The organism is Streptomyces sp. NPDC048248, from assembly GCF_043201875.1.
GTDB lineage: Bacteria > Actinomycetota > Actinomycetes > Streptomycetales > Streptomycetaceae > Streptomyces.
This window is the reverse complement of record NZ_JBICZL010000016.1, coordinates 153,720-177,082: the sequence shown is the minus strand read 5'-3', so window position 1 is coordinate 177,082 and position 23,363 is coordinate 153,720. Positions and strand designations below refer to the sequence as shown.

General features: G+C 70.8%; 21 protein-coding genes. 10 read left to right on the top strand and 11 right to left on the bottom strand.

Going from position 1 to position 23,363, the window contains the following annotated elements; genetic code table 11:
- Positions 1-292: 292 nt before the first annotated feature.
- Positions 293-634: a WhiB family transcriptional regulator gene (locus ACGFZW_RS30880; RefSeq protein ID WP_393896559.1), complete on the top strand. Its 342-nt coding sequence runs from the start codon at positions 293-295 to the stop codon at positions 632-634.
- A 369-nt stretch (positions 635-1,003) separates the two neighbouring features.
- On the opposite strand, the gene ACGFZW_RS30875 is transcribed toward ACGFZW_RS30880, so the two are convergent.
- Entirely contained in the window at positions 1,004-2,350 is a 1,347-nt protein-coding gene (locus ACGFZW_RS30875) for an ArsA family ATPase (RefSeq protein WP_393896558.1), read from the bottom strand.
- Positions 2,347-3,324: an ArsA family ATPase gene (locus tag ACGFZW_RS30870; RefSeq protein WP_393896557.1), complete on the bottom strand. Its 978-nt coding sequence runs from the start codon at positions 3,322-3,324 to the stop codon at positions 2,347-2,349. Before ACGFZW_RS30870 ends, ACGFZW_RS30875 begins: the two co-directional genes overlap by 4 nt.
- A 210-nt stretch (positions 3,325-3,534) precedes the next feature.
- Here ACGFZW_RS30870 and ACGFZW_RS30865 point away from each other — a divergent pair, with 210 nt between their 5' ends.
- The 4 genes from ACGFZW_RS30865 to ACGFZW_RS30850 all read left to right on the top strand — a co-directional run bounded on the left by ACGFZW_RS30865 (position 3,535) and on the right by ACGFZW_RS30850 (position 6,074).
- Entirely contained in the window at positions 3,535-3,693 is a 159-nt protein-coding gene (locus tag ACGFZW_RS30865; protein WP_003967454.1) for a DUF4177 domain-containing protein, read from the top strand.
- Entirely contained in the window at positions 3,690-4,154 is a 465-nt protein-coding gene (locus tag ACGFZW_RS30860) for a RidA family protein (RefSeq protein WP_393896556.1), read from the top strand. The genes ACGFZW_RS30865 and ACGFZW_RS30860 overlap by 4 nt, the downstream gene beginning before the upstream one ends.
- A gap of 139 nt (positions 4,155-4,293) precedes the next feature.
- Positions 4,294-5,247: an NUDIX hydrolase gene (locus tag ACGFZW_RS30855; RefSeq protein WP_393896555.1), complete on the top strand. Its 954-nt coding sequence runs from the start codon at positions 4,294-4,296 to the stop codon at positions 5,245-5,247.
- Positions 5,244-6,074, top strand: coding sequence for an MBL fold metallo-hydrolase (locus ACGFZW_RS30850; protein WP_393896554.1), 831 nt, complete (start codon positions 5,244-5,246; stop codon positions 6,072-6,074). The genes ACGFZW_RS30855 and ACGFZW_RS30850 overlap by 4 nt, the downstream gene beginning before the upstream one ends.
- Positions 6,075-6,360: 286 nt before the next feature.
- Here the strand turns inward: ACGFZW_RS30850 and ACGFZW_RS30845 are convergent, their stop codons facing one another.
- Both ACGFZW_RS30845 and ACGFZW_RS30840 read right to left on the bottom strand, forming a co-directional pair.
- Positions 6,361-7,251 carry a nucleotidyltransferase gene (locus ACGFZW_RS30845; RefSeq protein WP_393896553.1) on the bottom strand — a complete coding sequence of 297 codons (891 nt, stop codon included), beginning with the start codon at positions 7,249-7,251 and terminating at the stop codon, positions 6,361-6,363.
- 147 nt (positions 7,252-7,398) lie between these two features.
- Positions 7,399-8,073, bottom strand: coding sequence for a Crp/Fnr family transcriptional regulator (locus tag ACGFZW_RS30840; protein ID WP_393896552.1), 675 nt, complete (start codon positions 8,071-8,073; stop codon positions 7,399-7,401).
- Between the two features lie 472 nt (positions 8,074-8,545).
- On the opposite strand from ACGFZW_RS30840, the gene nth reads away from it, so the two are divergent.
- The 3 genes from nth (at position 8,546) to ACGFZW_RS30825 (ending at position 11,658) form a co-directional block, all read left to right on the top strand.
- A complete protein-coding gene (gene nth / locus ACGFZW_RS30835; protein WP_393896551.1) occupies positions 8,546-9,646 on the top strand; it encodes an endonuclease III in 1,101 nt (366 codons plus the stop codon).
- A gap of 73 nt (positions 9,647-9,719) precedes the next feature.
- Entirely contained in the window at positions 9,720-10,445 is a 726-nt protein-coding gene (locus ACGFZW_RS30830; protein ID WP_393896550.1) for an NUDIX hydrolase, read from the top strand.
- A 13-nt stretch (positions 10,446-10,458) separates the two neighbouring features.
- Positions 10,459-11,658 carry a MarP family serine protease gene (locus tag ACGFZW_RS30825; RefSeq protein WP_393896549.1) on the top strand — a complete coding sequence of 400 codons (1,200 nt, stop codon included), beginning with the start codon at positions 10,459-10,461 and terminating at the stop codon, positions 11,656-11,658.
- Positions 11,659-11,739: 81 nt separating this feature from the next.
- On the opposite strand, the gene ACGFZW_RS30820 is transcribed toward ACGFZW_RS30825, so the two are convergent.
- The 6 genes from ACGFZW_RS30820 to ACGFZW_RS30795 form a co-directional block, all read right to left on the bottom strand.
- Positions 11,740-11,937, bottom strand: a complete 198-nt coding sequence (locus ACGFZW_RS30820; protein ID WP_393896548.1) for a hypothetical protein — start codon at positions 11,935-11,937, stop codon at positions 11,740-11,742.
- A 169-nt stretch (positions 11,938-12,106) separates the two neighbouring features.
- Positions 12,107-13,045 carry an alpha/beta fold hydrolase gene (locus ACGFZW_RS30815; RefSeq protein ID WP_393896547.1) on the bottom strand — a complete coding sequence of 313 codons (939 nt, stop codon included), beginning with the start codon at positions 13,043-13,045 and terminating at the stop codon, positions 12,107-12,109.
- Positions 13,042-13,500, bottom strand: coding sequence for a phage holin family protein (locus tag ACGFZW_RS30810; protein WP_393896546.1), 459 nt, complete (start codon positions 13,498-13,500; stop codon positions 13,042-13,044). Before ACGFZW_RS30810 ends, ACGFZW_RS30815 begins: the two co-directional genes overlap by 4 nt.
- 45 nt (positions 13,501-13,545) lie before the next feature.
- The gene (nhaA, locus tag ACGFZW_RS30805; RefSeq protein WP_393896545.1) at positions 13,546-14,940 is read right to left on the bottom strand and encodes a Na+/H+ antiporter NhaA; all 1,395 of its coding nucleotides are present in this window, start codon (positions 14,938-14,940) and stop codon (positions 13,546-13,548) included.
- A gap of 325 nt (positions 14,941-15,265) precedes the next feature.
- Positions 15,266-17,233 carry an acetate--CoA ligase gene (gene acs, locus ACGFZW_RS30800; RefSeq protein ID WP_393896544.1) on the bottom strand — a complete coding sequence of 656 codons (1,968 nt, stop codon included), beginning with the start codon at positions 17,231-17,233 and terminating at the stop codon, positions 15,266-15,268.
- Between the two features lie 137 nt (positions 17,234-17,370).
- On the bottom strand, positions 17,371-19,737 hold the full coding sequence (locus tag ACGFZW_RS30795; RefSeq protein ID WP_393896543.1) for a SulP family inorganic anion transporter: 2,367 nt from the start codon (positions 19,735-19,737) through the stop codon (positions 17,371-17,373).
- A 324-nt stretch (positions 19,738-20,061) separates the two neighbouring features.
- On the opposite strand from ACGFZW_RS30795, the gene ACGFZW_RS30790 reads away from it, so the two are divergent.
- Positions 20,062-21,375, top strand: coding sequence for a hypothetical protein (locus tag ACGFZW_RS30790; protein ID WP_393896542.1), 1,314 nt, complete (start codon positions 20,062-20,064; stop codon positions 21,373-21,375).
- On the opposite strand, the gene ACGFZW_RS30785 is transcribed toward ACGFZW_RS30790, so the two are convergent.
- Positions 21,356-22,342 (bottom strand): ATP-binding protein, encoded by a 987-nt coding sequence (locus tag ACGFZW_RS30785; RefSeq protein WP_393896541.1) that lies wholly within the window; start codon positions 22,340-22,342, stop codon positions 21,356-21,358. The two genes, ACGFZW_RS30790 and ACGFZW_RS30785, sit on opposite strands and share 20 nt — an antisense overlap.
- A gap of 101 nt (positions 22,343-22,443) precedes the next feature.
- Between ACGFZW_RS30785 and ACGFZW_RS30780 the strand changes: the two genes are divergently transcribed.
- Positions 22,444-23,304, top strand: a complete 861-nt coding sequence (locus tag ACGFZW_RS30780) for an oxidoreductase (protein ID WP_393896540.1) — start codon at positions 22,444-22,446, stop codon at positions 23,302-23,304.
- Positions 23,305-23,363: the final 59 nt, after the last annotated feature.

The window sequence follows — 23,363 nt, the reverse complement described above, 5'->3', positions numbered from 1 at the left end:
GTTCGTCAAGCCCCCCTCCCCCGGGGATCGCGCCTCGACCTGCCCGCCGGCATCACCGGAAAGCCCGCGTGACCATGGTGAACTGCCCCGCTTGCGGGGAAAGTCGCGTATGCCCTTCGGTCACTCCGTTGGGTGATCTGCCGCGTACGCATAGTCCGTTCGGGCCATTCAAGATTGGGCCCGAAGGGGGTGTTGCGCCCTGCCTGCCTTCCGTAACGTCCTCAACTGGCAACGGTGAATATGCCGCTTGCCGCCGTGGGGGAGCCTCGATTCGGGAGAGGACGGCGCCAGCATGAGCTGGGTAACCGACTGGAGTGCACAGGCAGCCTGCCGCACTACCGATCCGGATGAATTGTTCGTGCAAGGGGCGGCGCAGAACCGCGCCAAGGCGGTGTGCACCGGGTGTCCGGTACGCACGGAGTGCCTGGCCGATGCCCTGGACAACCGGGTGGAGTTCGGTGTGTGGGGCGGAATGACCGAGCGCGAGCGGAGGGCGCTGCTGCGCCGCCGCCCGACCGTGACGTCATGGCGTCGCCTGTTGGAGACAGCGCGTTCGGAATATGAGCACAGCACGGGCCCGCTGCCCGTCGACTGTGAGGAAGAGGTCTTCGACGAGTACGCCGCGGTCGGCTAGCGGGCCGGCGGAGCTTCGACTTCCGCCTATTGCGTGAGTCGGGCTGTTGCGAGGTCGGGCGACGGGCAGGTACCGGGCCGGGATGTGGCCGGTTGCGCCGTCAACGACTTCGGCGTGCCCGCGGGTTGGGGCTACCTGCGGGCCGGTGTGAACTCATGGGCCGGGTGCGCCGTGAGTGCGCCAGTGGGCCACGGCGTGTCGTCGGGCCGGGCCATCGCGTCTCGCCCTTGGAGGGGCAGGGCGAGACGACTGGGGAGCTGATGGTGCGGCACGGTGCGCCCGCGGGATGCCGAACCGTTTGTGCAGGCAGGGCGAGCCGGCCGGGGACTGCTCAGCACCGGTGAGTTGGTGTGCCGGGTGGTACGGCCGTCAGCTGTCGGTGTCGGTCTCTGCGGGGCCGAGCGCCAGGCGGTCGCCGATCGCGCGCAGCCCCGTGAGGTCATGGACGTCACCGGGCAGTGCGGCGACCTCCGTCACCGGGACCTCGGGGTGGAGTGCGGTGAAGCGGTCCCGCGTGCGACGTTCGCGCGCGAGGACCTGCATGCGTTCGGCGTGCAGTCGGAGCAGCCCGGCAGCCAGGTGCGCCGCCGAGGCGGAGGAGCGTGTCGTAGGGCGCGCCGCGGCACCGGGGGAGTGGTCGCCGGCGGCACGTGATCCAGCATTCCCGCCGTCGAGATCCACAATGCCGGTCGTTTCAAGATTTTCCGCGTCCGTATCCGCGTCCGTATCCGCATCCGCGGCGGTGTCCTCGGCGGTGTGGTCGGCCAGGGTCTCGGCAGCCGCCAGCGCCCGCTCCGCGCTCAGCTGGGCAGCGCCGCTGCCGTGCACACGGTTGAGCACCAGGCCGGCCAACGGCATCTGCTCCGCGGCCAGCCGCTCGACGAAGTACGCCGCCTCGCGGAGCGCGTCCCGCTCGGGGGCGGCGACCACGAGAAATGCCGTGCCGGGTGCCTGAAGCAGCCGGTAGGTGGCGTCGGCGCGGGTGCGGAAACCGCCGAACATGGTGTCCATCGCCGCCACGAACGTCTGGACGTCGCGCAGCAGTTGGCCGCCCATCAGCTTGCTGAGGGTGCCGGTCATCATCGACATGCCGACGTTCAGGAACTTCATGCCGGCGCGCCCGCCGACCTTCGCCGGTGCCATCAGGACCCGGATGAACTTGCCGTCGAGGAACGAGCCGAGGCGCTTGGGTGCGTCGAGGAAGTCCAGTGCGGAACGGCTCGGCGGGGTGTCGACGATGATCAGATCCCACTCGTCGGTCGCGCGCAGCTGGCCGAGCTTCTCCATGGCCATGTACTCCTGCGTGCCCGCGAAGCCGGCCGACAGGGACTCGTAGAAAGGATTCTCCAGGATCGCGCGGGCCCGGTCGGCGTCCGCATGGCCCTCGACGATCTCGTCGAAGGTGCGCTTCATGTCCAGCATCATCGCGTGCAGTTCGCCGCCCGCGGTGTCGTCGACGCCCTTGACCTGCCGGGGGACGTTGTCGAGCTCGGAGATGCCCATCGACTGCGCCAGCCGCCGGGCCGGGTCGATGGTCAGCACGACGACCTTGCGGCCGCGCTCGGCGGCTCGGACGCCCAGGGCCGCGGCGGTCGTGGTCTTTCCCACGCCGCCCGAGCCGCAGCAGACCACGATGCGGGTGTGCGGGTCGTCGATCAGCGCGTCGACCCCGAGCCACGGGGCCGAGGCGTCCAGCGTGGTGTCCTCCGACGTCATATGGGCCCCTGTTTCCGCAGGTCTCTCGCCAGGCGGTAGAGCCCGGCGAGGTCCACTCCCTCGGGGAGCAGCTCCAACTCGTAGGTGGGCAGCCCGATGCCGGTCAGTTCGGCATGTTCGGCGCGCTCCAGATCGACCCGCTCGGCGTGCTCGCGAGCCTGCTCAAGCAGGGGGTCGATCAGCCGGTCCGCCAGCCCGCCGCGGCGGGCGCCGCCCAGGCCGGCCTGGGAGAGCGCCTTGGCGATGCCCGTACGGGCTCCGCGGGCGACGATGTCGAGGTCGTCGGTGTCCAGTACGGCGGGGCGGACCATGTTGATGACGATGCCGCCCACGGGCAGGCCGGCGGCGCGCAGTTCCGCGACGCCGTCCGCGGTCTCCTGGACCGGCATCTCCTCCAGGAGGGTGACCAGATGCACCGCCGTCTCGGGCGACTTCAGGACCCGCATCACGGCCTGCGCCTGATTGTGGATCGGGCCGATCTTGGCCAGCCCGGCCACCTCGTCGTTGACGTTCAGGAAGCGGGTGATGCGGCCGGTCGGCGGGGCGTCCATCACGATCGCGTCGTAGACGAACTTCCCGCTCTTGTCCTTGCGGCGGACCGCCTCGCACGCCTTACCGGTCAGCAGGACGTCCCGCAGGCCCGGTGCGATGGTCGTGGCGAAGTCGATGGCGCCGAGTTTCTTCAGCGCCCGGCCCGCGCTGCCGAGCTTGTAGAACATCTGGAGGTAGTCCAGGAGGGCGCGCTCGGCGTCGATGGCCAGGGCGTGCACCTCGCCGCCACCCGGGGCTACGGCGATCTTGCGTTCCTCGTAGGGAAGCGCTTCGGTTTCGAACAGCTGGGCAATGCCCTGACGGCCCTCGACCTCGACCAGGAGGGTGCGTCGTCCCTCGGTGGCCAGGGCGAGGGCGAGGGCAGCGGCGACCGTGGTCTTGCCGGTGCCGCCCTTGCCGCTGACGACATGGAGCCTGCTCACGTCAAGGAGCCTAACCAGTCCGCGTCCGGAGTACGCACGGGACGGGCCTGTGATGCCCCTGGGATCTGCGCGCGATGTCCTCGGGGCCGCGCCCGGGATGTTCCCCAAGGGTGCTGACGCATCCTCCGGTGGAGGCCGTCCGGGGCGGGTGCGCGCGGGCCGTGGTGGGCGCCGTCCACCGCGGCCGTGGACAGGCATTACGCTCGGCCCATGACCAAGTGGGAATACGCAACCGTGCCGCTTCTCGTGCACGCGACGAAGCAGATCCTGGACACCTGGGGCGAGGACGGCTGGGAGCTCGTCCAGGTCGTGCCGGGTCCGAACAACCCCGAGCAGCTGGTGGCCTACCTGAAGCGGGAGAAGGCATGAGCGCGGTCGAGGACAAGATCGCCGAGCTGGGCCTGAAGCTGCCCGAGGTCGTGCCTCCGCTGGCTGCCTACCAGCCCGCGGTGCGCTCCGGCGACCATGTCTTCACCTCCGGCCAGCTGCCGATGGTGGACGGCGCGCTGCCGGCCACCGGCAAGGTCGGCGCCGAGGTCAGCGCCGAGCAGGCCAAGGAACTCGCCGCGACCTGCGCGCTCAACGCGCTGGCGGCCGTGAAGTCGGTGATCGGCGACCTGGACAAGATCCAGCGCGTCGTGAAGGTCGTCGGGTTCGTGGCCTCCGCGCCGGACTTCACCGGCCAGCCGGGCGTCATCAACGGAGCCAGTGAGTTGCTCGGCGAGATCCTGGGCGACAAGGGCGTGCACGCCCGGTCCGCGGTGGGCGTGGCGGTGCTGCCGATCGACGCGCCGGTCGAGGTCGAGATCCAGGTCGAGGTCGCAAAGTAACGCACCCGTCCGCAGCCGGTTCGCGTGCGGCGAAGGGGCCCGGGGCGTTCGCGCCATTCCGGGGCCCCTCGTCGCCGCGAAGCAGCCCGGTACCGGAAGGCCCCTCGAACATCCACGCGTGAGCGCATAGCATCCGGCCATGTCGTCGACGACCAATGGCCAGTGGTACCCGCCGGAGTGGCCCGCCCGTATCCGGGCACTCGCGAACGGCGAGCTGACGCCGGTCGCGCCCCGGCGGGCCGCGACCGTCCTGCTGCTGCGGGACGCGCTCCCTGGCTCCGCCGGTTCCCCCGGGCCTGACGTCCACATGTTGCGCAGACGCGCCTCCATGGCCTTCGCGGGCGGGGCGTACGCCTACCCGGGCGGCTCCGTCGATCCGCGTGACGAGGCGCCGGTCGCCTGGGCGGGCCCGTCGCGGACCGAATGGGCCGTACGGATGGGGGTCGACCCCGCGACCGCGCAGGCCATCGTCTGCGCCGCGGTGCGCGAGACCTTCGAAGAGGCCGGCGTGCTGCTCGCCGGGACCTCGGCCGACACGGTCGTCGAGGACACCACGGGCGAGGACTGGGAGGCGGACCGTGCGGCGCTGGTCGCGCACGAGCTGTCCTTCGCCGAGTTCCTGGGCCGGCGTGGTCTGCTGCTGCGCTCCGACCTGCTCGGCGCCTGGGCACGCTGGATCACCCCGGAGTTCGAACCGCGCCGGTACGACACCTGGTTCTTCGTCGCCGCGCTGCCCGAGGGCCAGCGCACCCGCAATGCCTCCACGGAGGCGGACCGCACGGTGTGGATCCGCCCGGCGGAGGCAGCCGCCGGCTACGACCGCGGCGAGCTGCTGATGATGCCGCCCACCATCGCGACGCTTCGCGGCCTCCAGACCTACGGCACCGCCAGCGAGGCGCTGGGCGCAGCGCCTGCCCAGGACCTGACACCGGTCCTGGCCCGGGCCGAATTGGTGAACGGCGAGATCCTCCTGAGCTGGCCGGGCCATGACGAGTTCACCAAGCACCTCACGCCGAAGGACGACGGTGCGCGGCCCGGCGCCGCCGACGGCCCCTCGGACACCCCCAGCCCCTCGGGAGGGACCCCCGCATGACCGAAGCAGCCGCTCTCCCCGGGCAGCCCCGAGGCGGCGTCATCCAGGGGCAGGCCACCGCGCGGGCCCACTGCGTGCTGGCCCCCAACGCGTCGGCGATGACCCTGGACGGCACGAACACCTGGATCGTCACCGAGCCGGACTCCGACCTCGCGGTCGTCATCGACCCCGGGCCGCTCGACGAGGGACATCTCCAGGCCGTCGTCGACACCGCCGAGCGGGCCGGGAAGCGCATCGCCCTGACCCTTCTGACGCATGGCCACCCCGACCACGCCGAGGGCGCCGGACGCTTCGCCGAACTGACCCGTACGGCCGTACGCGCCCTGGATCCGGCGCTGCGTCTCGGCAGCGAGGGGCTCGAAGCGGGCGATGTGATCACCACCGGCGGTCTGGAGCTGCGGGTGGTGCCGACCCCGGGGCACACCGCGGACTCCCTGTCCTTCCACCTCCCCGCCGACGGCGCGGTGCTCACGGGCGACACGATCCTGGGCCGTGGCACCACGGTGGTCGCGCACCCGGACGGCCGACTGGGCGACTATCTGGACACGCTGCGCCGACTGCGGTCCCTCACGGTCGACGACGGCGTGTCGACGGTGCTTCCGGGCCACGGACCCGTGCTGAACGACGCCCAGGGAGCGGTGGAGTTCTATCTGGCGCACCGGGCCAATCGGCTCGCGCAGGTCGAGACGGCCGTCGAGTCGGGCCATCGCACCCCCGCCGATGTCGTCGCCAGCGTCTATGCCGATGTCGACCGCTCCCTGTGGCCGGCCGCCGAGCTCTCGGTGCGGGCACAGCTCGACTACCTGGGCGAACATGGGCTGATCTGACAGCGGAGCCCGCTCCGGCCGCGCCGGCGGCCGTGCGGTCCGACGCCGGATCCGGCCACGGGTGGGCGCGGGCGCGATGGGGGAACCCACGAGCACGTCCAGGAACGGACGCCCGGATGAGGCGGACGAGGCGGGACGGGACGTGTGCGGCGGCCACTGGCTTGGCCGCACCGGTCAGGGCCACTCCAGGGACGGGCAGGTCGCCCGCCGGCTGCTGCAGGAGCCGTGCTGCCCTCCTGATGCCGTTGGGCAGCCGGAGCCGGCTGCCGTCGCCCCGTCACCGTTCCTAGGGGCGGGGTGCCTTCGGGCCGTGGACGGCGAGGTACTCGTCCGCCAGCCAGGGCGCGAGGCCGTTGAGCAGCTCGTCGAGCAGCTCGGGGTCGGCGCGGGGCGTACGCGCCGCGCGTGCCGCCGCGCGCATGCGGTCGGCGTGCGCCGGATAGTAGTGGCCGAACACCTCGGCGGACTCGGCGAGGTCGCTGGTCCAGCCACCCCAGCGCGGCATGACCAGCGTGAACCCGGTCCGTACGAGTTTGCGTGCCACCACCCGGGTCATCCGGGTGCGCTCGGCGTCGGTGCGCGCCGCGGCGGCCTTCTCCCGGAGGACGGGCAGCCGCTCGTGGAGGTCGCCGTTGGTCTCCCGGGCCAGCAACGAGGTCGGGCGGTAGGGAGGCAGCCCCGACGTGACGTCCTCGCCCATGAGCGGCGTGCACAGGCAGGCGGCGAACCATCCGAGGTCGTACCGCTCCAGGTCGCTCAGCACCTCCTCGACGCCGCACAGCAGGATCCCGGCGCCGTCGATCTGCGGGAAGGCCGCGTCCAGTTCCGCCTCCATTGCGCGGGCGTCGGCGTGGTCGGTCGGGGTGGGCCGGGCGCTCAGGGCGAGCAGGACGTCGAGGTCGGAGCGGCCGGGCACGGCTGTGCCGCGCGGGATGCTGCCGTACAGGTAGGCACAGGTGAGGCGGGAGGGACCGAAGCGTTCGGCGAGCTGGTCGCGAAGGGCCGTCACGATCGGCGCGAAGGGGGCGGACACCCGGTCCAGGGAGCCTTCGCGGACGAAGTAGCCCTCTTGGTCCAGTCCGGTGCCGGCGTCGCACAGGCCGTGTACGCCGTGTACGCGGTCGTTCACCCGGCGATGCACGCCCTCGGCCGCGGCGTCCCGCCGCATGTCGTTCATGGCGTCACTATGGCGAGCGGGACTCCCCGCCCGCGACTGCTTTGTTGCAGGGCCCCGGGTACGGAGGGTGCCGGGAAACGCACGAAGGACCCCGCCGGAGCGGGGTCCTTCCGAGTGCGTGCCGGAGGGTGCCGGTGGTCGTACGGATCAGCGCGAGCGCTTGGCCAGCCGCTCGACGTCCAGCAGGATCACGGCGCGTGCCTCCAGGCGGAGCCAGCCGCGGCCCGCGAAGTCCGCGAGGGCCTTGTTGACCGTCTCGCGAGAGGCGCCCACCAGCTGGGCCAGCTCCTCCTGCGTCAGGTCGTGCACGACGTGGATGCCTTCCTCGGACTGCACGCCGAAGCGGCGCGACAGGTCCAGCAGGGCGCGCGCCACGCGGCCCGGCACGTCCGAGAAGACCAGGTCGGACATCTGGTCGTTGGTCTTGCGCAGGCGGCGGGCGACCGCACGCAGCAGGGCAGTGGCCACCTCCGGGCGGGCGTTCAGCCAGGGCTGGAGGTCGCCGTGGCCGAGGCCGAGGAGCTTGACCTCGGTGAGGGCGGAGGCGGTGGCCGTGCGCGGGCCCGGGTCGAAGAGCGAGAGCTCACCGATGAGCTCTCCGGGGCCGAGGACGGCGAGCATGTTCTCCCGGCCGTCCGGGGAAGTGCGGTGCAGCTTCACCTTGCCCTCGGTGACCACGTACAGGCGGTCGCCGGGGTCCCCTTCGTGGAACAGGGCGTCGCCGCGGGCGAGCGTGACCTCTCCCATTGAGGCGCGCAAGTCGGCCGCCTGCTCGTCATCGAGCGCCGCGAAGAGCGGTGCGCGCCGCAGAACGTCGTCCACGAGATCTCTCCTTGTCGACATGCTCCGGGGGACTGTGGTCCCCATCATGCCGGAATGCAAAACAGTGCGATCAATCACAAGTTTGCCGGACCCGTGGCCCGAGCCATACGGCAGGGGGCCGATTGGGGTCTGGAATCACAGTGATCGAGTCGGTTGTCAGTGGGTGGCCTTAGTCTGGCCGGGTGTCCAATACGCCGGTGGGAGCACAGGACTGGGGGCTGAGCGAGTGAGCGCAGGGCCCGATTCCGCTGTGGGCGAACAGTCATCCAGTAGTGGCTCGAATTCGGATAAAGGTAACAAATCGTCCTCCAGGGTGAGGTCCGCCCGGACGGCGACGGCGGGAAGGCTCGGCGCGTCGCGAGCGGCAGCGCAGGACGTGATCGTCAAGGACGCTACCCCGAAGATCTCCGCGAGGGGGATCTCGGCGGGTGAGAACTCGGTACGCAAGAGCTCTGCAGGGAAGAAGGCCGCCGTGAACGAAACTCCCGCGAAGCCCGTGGCGGCCGCGCAGGCCGCCGCGGACGAGGCCGCCCCGAAGCGTGCCGCCGCGAAGAAGAAGACGGTCGCCAAAAAGGCCGTGACGACCAAGGACGCGGCGACGAAGAAGGCGACTGTGGCCAAGGCACCCGCACGGAAGACCGCTGCTGAGACGGCGAAGAAACCCGCCGGGCAGCCCGCCGAGCAGGCGGCGAAGCCCGCGAAGAAGTCCGCCGCGAAGAAGACTGCCGCGAAGAAGACCGCAGCGAAGAAGACCGCTCCCTCGGCCGCGAGCGCCGCCGCGCCCGCCGGGAAGGCCCCGGCGGGCAAGCCGGAGTCCCGGGTGGCCATGGTCCGCCGGGCCCGCCGGATGAACCGCGAGCTGGCCGAGCTGTATCCGTACGCCCATCCGGAGCTGGACTTCACCAACCCCTTCGAGCTGCTGGTCGCGACGGTGCTGTCCGCGCAGACCACCGACCTGCGGGTCAACCAGACCACCCCGGGCCTCTTCGCCGTCTGCCCGACGCCCGAGGACATGGCGGCGATGGACCCGGAGCGACTGGAGGAGCTGATCCGCCCCACCGGTTTCTTCCGCGCCAAGACCAAGTCGCTGATCGGGCTGTCGACCGCGCTGCGCGACCGCTTCGGAGGCGAGGTGCCGGGCCGGCTGGAGGATCTCGTCACGCTCCCCGGCGTCGGCCGCAAGACCGCCAATGTGGTGCTGGGCAACGCCTTCGGCGTCCCCGGCATCACCGTCGACACGCACTTCGGCCGGCTGGTGCGCCGCTTCGGCTGGACCACCCAGGAGGACCCGGAGAAGGTCGAGGCGGAGATCGCCGAGATCTTCCCCAAGAGCGAGTGGACGATGCTCTCGCACCGCGTCGTCTTCCACGGCCGCCGCGTCTGCCACTCCCGCAAGCCCGCCTGCGGCGCCTGCGGCATCGCCCCCCTCTGTCCGTCGTACGGCGAGGGCGAGACGGACCCGGAGAAGGCGAAGAAGCTGTTGAAGTACGAGCTGGGCGGCCGGCCGGGGCAGCGGCTGAATCCGCCTGCCGACTATCCGGGGCAGCCCGCGCCCCCGATGGCGGCCCCATGACGGCTGCGGCGCCGCGGGCAGGAGTGCCCCCGAGGGGGACCAACCATCGAAGCCAGGGCCTGAGGGGGCGCGGATGACGAGAGCACGGGAGCAGTACGGCGAGGACACCGGCACCCGCGAGGCGTCGTCCGGCCGGGACGTTCCGGTCACGGCCGAGGGACTGCCCGAGTGGCTGGCCCCGGTGGCCGCAGCGGCCGGCGCCATCGAGCCGCGCCAGCTCAGCCGGTTCCTGCCACCCGAGAGCGGCGGCCGGCAGTCCGCGGTGCTGATCCTCTTCGGGCACGGCCCGCGCGGCCCCGAGCTGCTGCTCATGGAGCGCGCCGGGACCCTGCGCTCGCATGCCGGTCAGCCCTCCTTCCCCGGAGGCGCCCTCGACCCGGAGGACGGCGATCCCGAGGGACGCGGCCCGGTGCGCGCGGCGCTGCGCGAGGCCCAGGAGGAGACCGGCCTCGACCCGTCCGGCGTCCAGGTCTTCGGTGTGCTCCCGCGCCTGTACATCCCCGTCAGCGGCTTCGTGGTGACACCCGTCCTGGGGTGGTGGCGGGAGCCGAGTCCGGTGGGTGCGGTCGACCAGGCGGAGACCGCCCGGGTGTTCACGGTGCCCGTGGCGGATCTCACGGACCCCGGTCACCGCGTGACGACACGTCACCCCAGCGGCCACGTAGGCCCCGCGTTTCTTGTCGAGAATGCCCTGGTATGGGGGTTTACGGCCGGCGTGATCGACCGCATCCTGCACTACGCGGGCTGGGAGATTCCGTGGGACCGTGACAAGCAGGTCCCGCTCGACTGGCGCTCGTGAGACGGTGTCGGGCGTGAACGTCCTGGACATCTTGCTGCTGGTCGCGGCCGTGTGGTTCGCGATCATCGGCTATCGGCAAGGCTTTGTCGTCGGCATCCTGTCCGTGATCGGCTTCCTCGGAGGCGGCCTGATCGCGGTCTATCTGCTGCCCGTGATCTGGAACGAGATCACCGACGACGCGACACCCGGCACCTTCGCGGCCATCGCCGCGGTGGCCGTCGTGATCGTGTGCGCATCCGTGGGCCAGGCGCTCACCACCCATCTGGGTAACAAGCTGCGCCGCTACATCACCTGGTCACCCGCGCGGGCGCTGGATGCCACCGGCGGCGCGCTGGTCAACGTCCTGGCGATGCTGCTGGTCGCCTGGCTGATCGGATCGGCCCTGGCCGGCACCTCCTTGCCGACCCTCGGCAAGGAGGTCCGCAATTCCAAGGTGCTGCTCGGCGTGTCCCGCGTGATGCCCCCTGAGGCCAACACCTGGTTCGCGGACTTCTCCTCGGTCCTGACGCAGAACGGCTTCCCCCAGGTCTTCACGCCGTTCTCCAACGAGCCGATCACCTCCGTGCCCGCACCCGATCCCCGGCTGGCCAGCAGCCCGGTGGCGGAGCAGGCAAAGCGAAGCATCGTCAAGGTCGTCGGCACGGCCCCCGGGTGCGGCAAGGTCCTCGAGGGCAGCGGCTTCGTCTTCGGACGGCACCGCGTGATGACCAACGCCCATGTCGTCGGAGGCGTCGACGAGCCCACCGTGCAGGTCGGCGGCGAGGGGCGGCGCTATGACGCCAAGGTCGTGCTCTACGACTGGCAGCGCGACATCGCGGTGCTGGACGTCCCCTCACTGAATGCCCCGGCCCTGCGGTTCGCCCGGGCCGACGCGGACAGTGGCAAGAGCGCCATCGTCGCCGGCTTCCCGGAGAACGGCGGCTACGACGTCCGCTCGGCCCGTATCCGCGGCCGCATCCAGGCCAACGGCCCGGACATCTACCACCGGGGCACGGTCGGCCGCGACGTCTACTCCCTCTACGCCACCGTCCGCCAAGGCAACTCCGGCGGCCCGCTGCTCACGCCGAACGGCGAGGTCTACGGCGTCGTCTTCGCGAAGTCGCTGGACGACTCCCGTACCGGCTATGCGCTGACCGCCGACGAAGTCCGTGAGGACATCACCAAGGGGCGTACGGCCGAGCGTCAGGTCGACAGCCAGGGCTGCGCGATCTGAGGCGGGTCAGGGCGCAGACGCGGGGACGCGAGGGTCACCGCGCTGTGCGCCGAAGGAGGAGAGAGACCTGCGCCGCGCGGCTCAGCCGCGAGGATGGCGCAGGCGTGCGCTCACCCAGCGCGCTCTGCGGCGCAGGATGAGGGGAATGCCCATCGGGTGGGCGGGATCGGGGGAGTCGGCGGACCTGAGGTCCGGCGTGCCCCTCTCCCGAGTGCCCACTGCAGCGGCACTGCTGCGGCGGTTGCGTGCCACGTCACGGTAGTCGTGCGTCCAGCCCATACACACGACTCTGCCCTTGCCCCAAGGTCCGTAATCGCTCCGGCCGCCGCCAATTGGCCTATGCGCCGGGCAATTGGCTGTTCGTCAGACGAACGTTCGCACCGATCGGCCGAACGGCCCTGCCGTCCGGGGCCGAACGGCTCCGGCCCCTCGGGCCGGGGAGCCCCCGTCAGCGGTCCGGCTCGGGGTCCTTCAGCCAGTTGATCAGCTCGGTCGAGAACGCCACCGGGTCCTCCTCGTGCGGGAAGTGTCCGAGGCCGTCGAACAGCCGCCAGCGGTAGGGGGCCTCGACGTACTGCCCGGAGCCGGCCGCACTGCGGGTGCGCATCACCGGGTCGAGTGACCCGTGCAGATGCAGCGTCGGGACCCGTACCGGCTTCTTCATCCGCCGGTTGAACTGGATGCCGTCCGGACGGGCCATGGACCGCACCATCCAGCGGTAGGGCTCGATCGAGCAGTGCGCCGTGGAGGGAATGCTCATCGCCCGCTGATACACGGCGACCGCTTCGTCGTCCGGCATCCGGGGCCCGGACCAGTCGCGGATCATCCGGCCGACCAGCGCCGCGTCGTCGGCGGTCAGCCGGCGCTCGGGCAGCCACGGCCGCTGGAAGTTCCAGATGTGCGAACTCCGGGTGCTCTGCTTGAGGTCGGCGAGCATCGCCGAGCGCCAGCGCCGTGGGTGCGGCATCGAGGACACCGCGAGCCGGCGCACCAGCTTGGGCCGCATCACCGCGGCCGTCCACGCGAGATAGCCGCCCAGGTCGTGTCCGACGAGTGCGGCGTCCGGCTCGCCCAGGGAGCGGATGACCCCGGTGATGTCGAGGGCGAGATTTGCCGGGTCGTAACCGCGGGGCGTGCGGTCGCTGCCGCCGACGCCCCGAAGGTCCATCGCGACCGCGCGGAAGCCCGCGTCGGCGAGCGCGGGGAGTTGGTGCCGCCAGGTCCACCAGAACTGCGGGAAGCCGTGCAGCAGCAGCACCAGAGGGCCGTCGCCCATCTCGGCGATGTGGAAGCGCGCGCCGTTCGCCGCGACGTCGCGGTGCGACAGCTCCTTCCCGCCGGGGATATCGAGCTGGACGACCGAGGTGGTGCTGTCGGGGGCAGTCATACCGATGAGCGTGTCACAGACTCCAGGACCGGGTGCTCCACCGGCGCCGGACGCGGGTGCGGCTTGGCCTTTTGCAGCATGGCCGCGGTCTCCTTGGCGGAGGTGATGGACTTCTCCGGCTTCTTGATCTTCTTGAGCTTGGCCATCGCGATGAGCACCAACAGCCCGGCGACCACCAGGAAGGCACCGCCCACGATCAGGAAGGACCAGGCGAGCCCGAGGCCGAGGTTGTGGATGCCGTAGGCAGCGGCGAAGCTCAGCACCGGCAACGCGAACAGGGCCAGTACCCCGGCCACGCCGAACGCGGCGCCGCCGATGCCCGCACGCTTGGCGTCCTGCCGCAACTCCGCCTTGGCCAGCGCGATCTCGTCGTGGACCAGTGCGGACATCTCGGCGGTGGCCGTGGCCACCAGCTGCCCGAGGCTGCGGTCCGCGCCGTCGTCGGCAGTGCTCATCGCCGTCTCCCTCATCTCGTCACCGGAAAAATCAAGCCTCTCAGATCATGCCGGACCATCGTCCCCGGTGCGTGCGTCGGAGGCCACTTCGGCAAGGCGCCGGTGCTCCGCGGCCTTCGCTTCGAGGATCGCGGCCATCCGCAAGTGGTACTCGGGCTTGTCCTGTTCGTAGATGTCGGGGATGCCGTCCTGGTCCTCGTCGCGCTCCTCTTCCTCCCACAAGCTCCGGTACTTGTTGTTACGGATCTTGAGCAGGACGCCCGCAACGACCGCGGCGAGGAGCGAGCCGATCAGCACCGACGCCTTGATCTCGTCGGCCAGCGTCAGGTTCTCGGTGAAGGCGAGTTCGCCGATGAGCAGCGAGACGGTGAAGCCGATGCCGGCCAGCGACGCCACCGCGAAGACATCCGGCCACTTCAGGTCCGGATTGAGTTCCGCCTTGGTGAAGCGGGCGGTGACCCACGTACCGCCGAAGATGCCCAGCGCCTTGCCGACTATCAGGCCGAGGACGACTCCTAGCGTCTCCGGCCGGGTGAAGACCTCGTGGACCGCGCCGCCGGAGATGGACACGCCGGCGGAGAAGAGGGCGAAGAGCGGCACGGCGAGGCCGGCCGAGAGTGGGCGGACGAGGTGCTCGATGTGCTCGCCGGGGGAGTGCTCCTCGCCCTCGCGGCGGGAGCAGCGCAGCATCAGACCCATGGCGACGCCCGCGATCGTGGCGTGCACCCCGCTGTTCTCCATCAGGGCCCAGATGACCAGGGCGAGCGGGAGGTAGATGTACCAGCCGCGGACTCCCTTGCGCAGGAGCAGATAGAAGACTCCGAGGCCGACGAAGGCGAAGCCGAGGGCCAGGAAGTTGATCTGCGAGGTGAAGAAGACCGCGATGATCAGGATCGCGAAGAGGTCGTCGACGACAGCGAGGGTGAGCAGGAAGGCGCGCAGCGCCGACGGCAGGGACGTGCCGATGACGGCGAGCACGGCGAGCGCGAAGGCGATGTCGGTGGCGGTGGGGACCGCCCAGCCGTCCATCGAGCCGCCGCCGATGGCGTTGACGACGACGTAGACGAGCGCGGGCATCGCCATGCCGCAGACCGCTGCGATCACCGGGAGGGCGGCGGCCTTGGGGTCCCGCAGTTCACCGGCGACCAGTTCGCGTTTGAGTTCGATGCCAGCGACGAAGAAGAAGACGGCGAGCAGGCCGTTTGCGGCCCAGTGCTGGATGGAGAGGTCCAGGCCCAGGGAGGCGGGGCCGAGGTGGAATTCGCGGACGGACTCGTAGCTGCCGCTCAGGGTGTTGGCCCAGATGAGGGCCACCACGGCGGCGGTGAGGAGGAGGACGCCGCCCACGGTCTCGGCGCGCAGCGTGTCCGCGATGAAGTTCCGCTCGGGCAGGGGCATGCGTCCGAGGAAGGTGGAACGACGGTTCTGGGGGGCGCTCACGCGGTGACCTCCGGCCTTCGGCAGCTGTGTACGGCTGTTGCAGTTGCCGACCAGACTTCCCGGCGCACCCTGAGTTCTTAGCGTGTCATTGACGCGGTTCCCACCTTACCCGGCGCGCGCGAGCGGCGATCTGACAATAAGGAGTTTACGGGCATACCGGTCGCCGGTCGGCCATGCCATGTCGTCGGAGCGTCGGCCCGCGCGCCACGTGGCGGCGCCCACCGGGCCCCCTTGCTGCGAACGAACGGCGGGCAACGCTCTGCCGGAACGACGGAGGGGCACCGCCTGAAATGGACGGTGCCCCTCCGCTCGTGGGGTCGCTCGCTCAGTCCTCGCTGGCCGCGCTCGGCAGCTTCGTCTGGATCAGATCCATGACGGACGAGTCGGTGAGCGTACTGACGTCACCGAGGTCGCGGTTCTCGGCCACGTCGCGCAGCAGGCGCCGCATGATCTTGCCGGAGCGAGTCTTGGGCAGCTCCGCCACGGGCAGGATCCGCTTGGGCTTGGCGATCGGGCCGAGCTGCTGCGCGACATGCGCGCGCAGTTCGTCCACGAGGCCCTCGTCCTCGTCGGTGGCGCCGCCGCGCAGGATGACGAAGGCGCAGATGGCCTGGGTGGTCTGCGGGTCCGTCGCGCCGACGACCGCCGCCTCGGCCACCTTCGGGTGCGAGACCAGCGCCGACTCCACCTCGGTGGTGGAGATGTTGTGGCCGGACACCAGCATGACGTCGTCCACCCGGCCGAGCAGCCAGATGTCGCCGTCGGTGTCCTTCTTGGCACCGTCACCGGCGAAGTACTTGCCCTCGAAGCGGGACCAGTAAGTGTCGAGGTAGCGCTGGTCGTCGCCCCAGATGGTGCGGAGCATGGCCGGCCACGGCTCGGTCAGCACGAGATAGCCGCCCGCGCCGTTGGGCACCTCGTTGGCGTCGTCGTCGACGACGGTCGCGGCGATACCGGGCAGCGGCAGCTGGGCGGAGCCCGGCTTGGTCGCCGTGACGCCCGGCAGCGGGGTGAGCATCATCCCGCCGGTCTCGGTCTGCCACCAGGTGTCGACGATCGGCGTGGTGTCCGCCCCGATGTGCTTGCGGTACCACATCCATGCCTCGGGGTTGATGGGCTCGCCCACCGATCCCAGGACACGCAGCGAGGACAGGTCGAACTTCGCGGGGATGTCGTCGCCCCACTTCATGCAGGCGCGGATCGCGGTCGGCGCGGTGTAGAGGATCGTGACGCCGTACTTCTGCACGATCTCCCACCAGCGGCCCTGGTGCGGGGTGTCGGGCGTGCCTTCGTAGAGCACCTCCGTCGCGCCGTTGGAGAGCGGGCCGTAGGTGATGTACGAGTGGCCGGTCACCCAGCCGACGTCGGCCGTGCACCAGAAGACGTCGGTCTCCGGCTTGAGGTCGAAGACGGCGTGGTGGGTGTACGACACCTGGGTGAGGTAGCCGCCGGTGGTGTGCAGGATGCCCTTGGGCTTACCCGTCGTCCCGGAGGTGTAGAGGATGAACAGCGGGTGCTCGGCGTCGAACGCCTCGGGCGTGTGCCGGTCGCTCTGCCGGTCGACGACCTCGTGCCACCACACGTCCCGGCCCTCGGTCCAGGCGACATCCTCCTGGCCGGTGCGGCGCACGACGAGCACGTTGCGGACGTTCTCCGTACCGGGCTTGGTCAGCGCGTCGTCCACGGCGGGCTTGAGGGCGGACGGCTTGCCGCGGCGGTAGCCGCCGTCGGCGGTGATCACGACGCGGGCGTCGGCGTCGTTGATGCGGGTCGCCAGCGCGTCCGCGGAGAAGCCGCCGAAGACCACGGAGTGCGGGGCGCCCAGACGGGCGCACGCCAGCATGGCGATGACCGCCTCCGGGATCATCGGCAGGTAGATGGCGACCCGGTCGCCGGTCCGCACCCCGAGCTCGATCAGCGCGTTGGCCGCCTTGGACACCTCACGCTGCAGTTCGGCGTAGGTGATCGCGCGGGTGTCGCCGGGCTCGCCCTCGAAGTGGATGGCGACCCGGTCGCCCAGGCCGTTCTCCACGTGACGGTCCACGCAGTTGTAGGCGACGTTGAGCTTGCCGTCGGCGAACCACTTCGCGAAGGGTGCGTTGGACCAGTCGAGCGTCTGGGTGGGCGCGGTCTCCCAGGACAGGCGTTCGGCTTGCTCGGCCCAGAACCCGAGGCGGTCCGCCGCGGCCTGTTCGTACGCGGCTGCCGTGACGTTGGCGTTCGCGGCCAGTTCGGCAGGCGGTGCGAATCGCCGTTCCTCCTTGAGCAGGTTGGCCAGGCTTTCGTTGCTCACGACATCTCCCATTCCCAGGGCGTCCGATGTGTCCCAGGCCATAGCTCATCAGCCCGCGGCCACCCCTGACAAGGGCCGCCCGGGTAAATTGGTGTAGACCTGTCATTTTCTCCCGTCTTCGCGGGTGCTTTCGCAGGTCAGACCGTGACCGGAGCCGCTTCGGCGCGCACCGCGCAGAACCGTCCGCTGGGCTCGTCCAGGACGTACGCCTGGGCCTCGCCGACATGGAAGTACATGCCGTGCAGCGCGAGCGAGCCCTCGGCGACCCGGCGGGCCACGCAGGGGTGCGCCATCAGGTGATCGAGCTGCTGCATGACGTTGACCAAGGCCAGCCGCTCCTGATCGTCAGCCACCGGCCGCTCGGAGAGCGCCACTTCGCCCCTGCCGAGCCGCCCGATCCGCTCCATGCGCGCCAGACTCGGCCGGCCGTGGCGCAGCCAACGGGCGAGCGGGGTCGCGTCGGTGGACTGCACCCCGGTGTGCGAATCGCCCTGCGACCCGGCCGGCGCGGAGGTCAGCAGCGCTGCCATGGCGCCGCATCCGGAATGGCCGCAGACCGTGATGGAGCCGACCTTGAGCACGTCGACGGCGTACTCGATCGCCGCCCCCACGGAGTCACAGGAGCTGTCCGAGCCGGGTGGCGGCATCAGGTTGCCGACGTTGCGCACGGTGAACAGGTCGCCCGGCCCACTGGATGTGATCATGCTCGTCACCAGCCGGGAGTCCGCGCAGGTCAGAAAGAGCTGGGTGGGTCGCTGGCCCTCGCGCGCCAGCCGGGCCAGCTCCTCGCGCACCAGGGGAGCGGTGTGGCGCTGGAACGCGCTCACGCCGCCCATCAGCTGGCTGCCACTGGACTCCGGCACGGACTCGCGGGCCGGAGCCGGGCGGGTGCAGTGGTGATTGCGCCACGGCGTCCACGGCCGGCAGGCGTGCGCACTGGCGGGCTCGGCGATCGGCCGGCGGGAGCGGCCGCTGAGGGTCACCCAGCCGCCGTGCGCCTGATGGGCGGTCGACCAGGTCTGCAGCGCTTCGTAGGCGGCGTGGTCCATGAAAGAGCCGCACAGCTCGACCACGACGTTGGCCTGCGGGGGCACCAGGGCGAGTGTGCGGGTCAGCCGCGGCACGGCCAGGAACGTCAACTGGCCGGTGACGCGTACCCGGTGGCTGTCGGGCTCCTCGGTCACCGTGATGCGGGTGTGGGTCAGCCGCCGGAGAGCGAGGAAGACCGCCACGGCGATGCCCGTCGCCACGCCCTGCAGCACGCCGAGGATGACCACGGCACCCAAGGTGGCGGCGTACACCGGGAATTCGCGGTGCCGCTGCACATGCCGGATGTGCGCGAAGCTCACCATCCGGATGCCGACGACCATGACCAGCGCGGCGAGGGCGGCCAGCGGGATCTGCTCCAGGGCTCCGGCCAGCAGACCCGCACAGACCAGCACCCAGACGCCGTGCAGCACGGTGGACCTGCGGCTGACCGCGCCGGCCTTCACATTGGCCGAGCCGCGCATCGCGCCCCCGGAGATCGGGAATCCGCCCAGCAGCCCGGACACGGCGTTCGACACGCCCTGACCGGCCAGCTCGCGGTTGAGATGCGCCCGCGCCACGGGAGCGCCGGGCTGTTCGGCCGCGAGCCGGTCCACCGCCACGGCGGACAGCAGCGACTCCATGCTGGCGACGAGGGTGACGGTGAGCACGGCGGCGGCGATGGCGGGAACGGAGGCGTCCGGCAGTGCCGGCAGCTCGGGCATCTGCCAGGACGGCAGGTCGACCCGGGGGACGGCCATCCCCGCACTGGCGGCCGTCGCGGCCAGGACCGCGGCCAGCGGGGCGGGCACCATCCGGGCCCAGCGGCCGGCGCGGCCCGGCAGTCGGCCCCAGCCCACCAGTACGGCGACGGTGACGGCGCCGATCAGCAGCGCGGCGAGGTGCGGATGCTCCAGCTGGCCGGGCAGCGCGGCGGCGTTGTCGAGCGCCGAGCTGTCGGGACTGCCGCCGAGCACCACGTGCAGCTGCCCGATCGCGATCGTGACGCCGATGCCGGCCAGCATGCCGTGCACGATCGCCGGACTGATGGCCAGTGCGGCGCGCGCCACGCGGGCCGCACCGAGGGCGAGTTGCGCCAGGCCGGCGAGAACGGTGATCGCGCAGGTGGCGCGCCAGCCGTAGCGCTGGACGAGATCGGCGGTGACCACCAGCAGGCCGGTGGCCGCGCCGCTGATCTGGAGCGGCGCGCCGCCGAGCAGCCCGGCGACGATGCCGCCGACGACAGCGGCCACCAGGCCCGCCTGGGGCGGTGCGCCGGTGGCGAGAGCGATACCGAGCGACAGGGGGACGGCCAGCAGAAAGACGACGATCGAGGCGGAGAGGTCCCGGCGGACCGCCGTGCGGCGGGCGCCCTTCTCGCGGGGTTCGGGCCGGGGCTTCCGGCGGGACTCGGGGGGCAGCTCCGAGCGGTGCGGCATGTGCTGCGGCTGCGGCCGCGACTTCTCGATCTGGGACATTCCCGTCTCCTCCGGGGCGACGCGGTCGCGCGGGGCGCGATCGTGGGCGGCGGTGTACTGCGGCGGGACGCGAGCTGACCGGGTGGGTCGTCGCGGTGCGTGATGGTCCGGTGACTCTCAAGCTTCGGTAAATGAATCGTAATGCCACGTAAAGCCTCGGAGGGGTCTTTTCGGGCATACGAGCCAGTCGTTCCGTCTATCGGGTGAATGTAATGACTAAGGGCTTGTCGTTTTAATCCCTCGTCTTGGCGTATGCGATCTTGTGGGCAGTTTTTCCGATTTATCCCTCGGAAGGTGCACGCAGCGCCAGGAATGAGGTGGCTGATGGCAGCCGCATCAAAAGTCACGGTGGGGCTCGCGGCGGCGGTGGCACTGGCTGCCGTCGCCGGCTGCTCCGCCTCGTTGCAGAGCGGTTCGCCGCCGAACACGGAGAAGGGGCGCGCGGCGCTCAAGGGGCAGACGCTCAAGCTCATCGGGGACGGCTCCACGGCCTACACTGGCGCGCAGCCGAACCAGCCCAAGGCCAAGCGACTCAAGCGCGGGAAGAAGCCGCCGCAGTTCGTGGTGTTCTCCTGGGACGGCGCCGGCGAGGACGGCCAGAAGCTGTTCTCCCACTTCCGCGACGTCGGCAAGAAGTACGACGCGACCATGACCTTCTTCCTCAGCGGCGTCTACATGCTCCCCGGCGACTCCAAGGGGCTGTACAACCCGCCCAAGCACAGCGCCGGCGCCTCGGACATCGGCTTCAACGACGTCAGCGGGATCAAGGCCACCGTGGCGCAGATGCGCGGCGCCTGGCTGGAGGGCCATGAGATCGGCACCCACTTCAACGGCCACTTCTGCGGCTCCAACGGCGGCGTGGGCACCTGGTCGTCGGAGGAGTGGAAGAGCGAGATCGAGCAGGCCGAGATGTTCGTGAAGACCTGGAAGACCAACGCGCAGCTCAAGGGGGAGGAGCCGCTGCCGTTCGACTACTCCAAGGAGCTGGTCGGTGGGCGGGCGCCGTGTCTGGAAGGCCAGCGCAATCTCATTCCCGCCGCGAAGGAGATGGGCTTCCGCTACGACGCCAGCTCGGTGGGCGGCCGGCAGATCTGGCCCCAGCAGATCGACAGCGTCTGGGACTTCCCGCTCCAGCAGATCCCCGTTCCGGGCCGCAACTTCGAGACCCTGTCCATGGACTACAACTTCCTGGCGAACCAGTCCGGGACCACCAAGGGCGACCCGGCCATGCACGCCGCGTGGGGGAACCAGATGCGGGAAGGCCTGCTGAGTGCCTTCGAGCGCGCCTACAAGGGCAACCGGGCGCCGCTCTTCATCGGCAACCACTTCGAGTCCTGGAACGGCGGGACCTACATGAAGGCCGTCGAGGACACCATCAAGACGGTCTGCCCCCGAAAGGGCGTCCGGTGTGTCAGCTTCAAACAGCTGACGGACTGGCTGGACGCGCAGGACCCGGATGTGCTCGACAAGCTGCGCGCCCTGCCCGTGGGCCAGGCCCCGAAGGGAGGCTGGTCGGGGTACCTGACCGACTCGCCCTCCTCTTCGGCGCCGTCCCGGCCCGCGGGTCCGTCGCTGCCCGCGCGGTCGGCCGTGCCGGCGGAGCCGGCCCACGCGGAGGTCAGGCAGGCTGAGGAGTAGCCGCACCTTCGGAGAGCACGAACGCGGGGTCGACCTGGGCTGCCAGGTCGGCCCCCGTCTTCGCGTTGCCCCAGCTCTCCGCGTTCTTCAGGTGGAAGTGGACCATCTGCCGCGTGTAGCGCTCCCAGTCGCGGTGCGCGTACGCCCCGTCGGCCGTGGCGTGGAGCTTCCCGAGGGCCTGCCGGTTGTGCTCCTCCAGCTGTGTGAAGTGGGCCGGCCGGCCCTTCTCCATCGCCCGCACCCAGTCGGAGTGGCCGACGGTCACCAGCAGGTCGTCGCCCACCTCGGAGTGCAGATAGGCCAGGTCGTCGGCGCCCTGGATCTTGTTTCCGACCACCTTCAGGGGTACGCCGAAGTCCCTGGCGTACTCCTTGTACTGGCGGTAGACGGCGATGCCCTTACGCGTCGGCTCGGCGACCAGGAAGGTCATGTCGAAGCGGGTGAACATCCCGGAGGCGAAGGAGTCCGAGCCCGCGGTCATGTCCACGACGACGTACTCCTCGCGACCGTCCACGAGGTGGTTCAGGCAGAGCTCGACCGCCCCCACCTTGGAGTGGTAGCAGGCCACACCGAGATCCGATTCGGTGAACGGGCCGGTCGCCATCAGGCGAACCGAGGTCTCATCGAGCCGCACGGTCCTGGCGCAGGCGTCGAAGACGGGATTGTCCTCGCATACGCGCAGCAGCCGCGAGCCCTCGCCCGGCGGGGTGGTCTTGATCATCGTCTCGGCGGAGGCGATCCGGGGGTTGCCCCCGCGCAAGTAGTCCTTGATCAACGGGAGGTGGGCACCCATCGCGGGGAGCGCGGCGGCCTCTGCCTCGTCAAGGCCGAGTGCCGGGCCCAGGTGCTGGTTGATGTCGGCGTCCACCGCGATGACCGGGTGGCCGGCCGCGGCGAGATGACGGATGAACAGGGAGGACAGGGTGGTCTTGCCGCTGCCGCCCTTGCCTACGAAAGCGATCTTCATGTTCACCAAGGGTAATCGTAGTATCGCTTTGAGTGAGAGGTCTGCGTGAAGAAGACCACTCCTTCGAGGGGTGTGGCCCCGCGGTGCGTAGGGTCGTCCCCATGGCAGCGAACCCTCGGGGGACGACCCCCGAACCCCCGACCGCGAGCGACGATCCGCTCGCCACCCTCGTGTCACTCCCGGGCGTCGCGGACGCCGTGGACTCCGTGCGCAAGGGCGTCGACCGGGTCTACGGGCACCGGATCATGCGGCGCCGCAGCACCGAGGTCACCTCGGAGGCCGCGCTGCGCGGAGCGCGTGCTTCGGCCGCGCTCTCCGGGGCGGACTGGGAGCTCGAAGAGGTCAGGCGGCGCACCGACTTCGGTGTCGACGGCGAGCCGCGGACCGTCGGCGCGGCACTGCGGCTGACCGCCGAGGCGGGACAGCTGCTGAGCGTGTGGCGGCAGTCGCCGCTGCGGGTGCTGGCGCGACTCCATTTGGTGGCCGCCGGGGGCGGCGCGGCTGACGACGCCGTGGGGCGGCCGCGGCTGGCCGGTGAGCCCGTGGTGGAGGAGCAACTGGTGGAGCTGACGCTGCCGGGGGCCGACGAGGTCGCCGGCCGGTTGGACGGTCTGGCGCGGCTGCTGCTGGCGGGCAGCGAAGCCCCTGCTCTGGTGACGGCCGCGGTGGTGCACGGCGAGCTCCTGGCGCTTCGGCCTTTCGGCTCGCACAACGGGCTGGTCGCGCGGGCCGCGGAACGGATCGTGCTGGTCGGCAGCGGGCTGGACCCCAAGTCGATCTGCCCGGCGGAGGTCGGACACGCCGAGCAGGGGCGGGCGGCCTACGCCGCTGCCCTGGAGGGATACGCCTCGGGCACCCCGGAAGGCGTCGCGGCGTGGATCGCGCACTGCGGGCGCGCGGTCGAGCTGGGTTCCCGGGAGAGCACCGCTGTCTGCGAGGCGCTGCAGCGCGGCGCTGCCTAGGTGAGGGAGTAGTAGCAGGTCAGCGCAGGCCCGTCGCGGCGGGCCACTTGGCGCGGAGA

Coding starts and splice junctions, on each gene's coding strand:
- ACGFZW_RS30880 (WP_393896559.1), top strand. CDS start 293: ATGAGCTGGGTAACCGACTGGAGTGCACAGGCAGCCTGCCGCACTACC.
- ACGFZW_RS30875 (WP_393896558.1), bottom strand. CDS start 2,350: ATGACGTCGGAGGACACCACGCTGGACGCCTCGGCCCCGTGGCTCGGG.
- ACGFZW_RS30865 (WP_003967454.1), top strand. CDS start 3,535: ATGACCAAGTGGGAATACGCAACCGTGCCGCTTCTCGTGCACGCGACG.
- ACGFZW_RS30860 (WP_393896556.1), top strand. CDS start 3,690: ATGAGCGCGGTCGAGGACAAGATCGCCGAGCTGGGCCTGAAGCTGCCC.
- ACGFZW_RS30855 (WP_393896555.1), top strand. CDS start 4,294: ATGTCGTCGACGACCAATGGCCAGTGGTACCCGCCGGAGTGGCCCGCC.
- ACGFZW_RS30850 (WP_393896554.1), top strand. CDS start 5,244: ATGACCGAAGCAGCCGCTCTCCCCGGGCAGCCCCGAGGCGGCGTCATC.
- ACGFZW_RS30845 (WP_393896553.1), bottom strand. CDS start 7,251: ATGAACGACATGCGGCGGGACGCCGCGGCCGAGGGCGTGCATCGCCGG.
- ACGFZW_RS30830 (WP_393896550.1), top strand. CDS start 9,720: ATGACGAGAGCACGGGAGCAGTACGGCGAGGACACCGGCACCCGCGAG.
- ACGFZW_RS30820 (WP_393896548.1), bottom strand. CDS start 11,937: ATGGGCTGGACGCACGACTACCGTGACGTGGCACGCAACCGCCGCAGC.
- ACGFZW_RS30815 (WP_393896547.1), bottom strand. CDS start 13,045: ATGACTGCCCCCGACAGCACCACCTCGGTCGTCCAGCTCGATATCCCC.
- ACGFZW_RS30810 (WP_393896546.1), bottom strand. CDS start 13,500: ATGAGCACTGCCGACGACGGCGCGGACCGCAGCCTCGGGCAGCTGGTG.
- ACGFZW_RS30795 (WP_393896543.1), bottom strand. CDS start 19,737: ATGTCCCAGATCGAGAAGTCGCGGCCGCAGCCGCAGCACATGCCGCAC.
- ACGFZW_RS30790 (WP_393896542.1), top strand. CDS start 20,062: ATGGCAGCCGCATCAAAAGTCACGGTGGGGCTCGCGGCGGCGGTGGCA.
- ACGFZW_RS30785 (WP_393896541.1), bottom strand. CDS start 22,342: ATGAAGATCGCTTTCGTAGGCAAGGGCGGCAGCGGCAAGACCACCCTG.
- ACGFZW_RS30780 (WP_393896540.1), top strand. CDS start 22,444: ATGGCAGCGAACCCTCGGGGGACGACCCCCGAACCCCCGACCGCGAGC.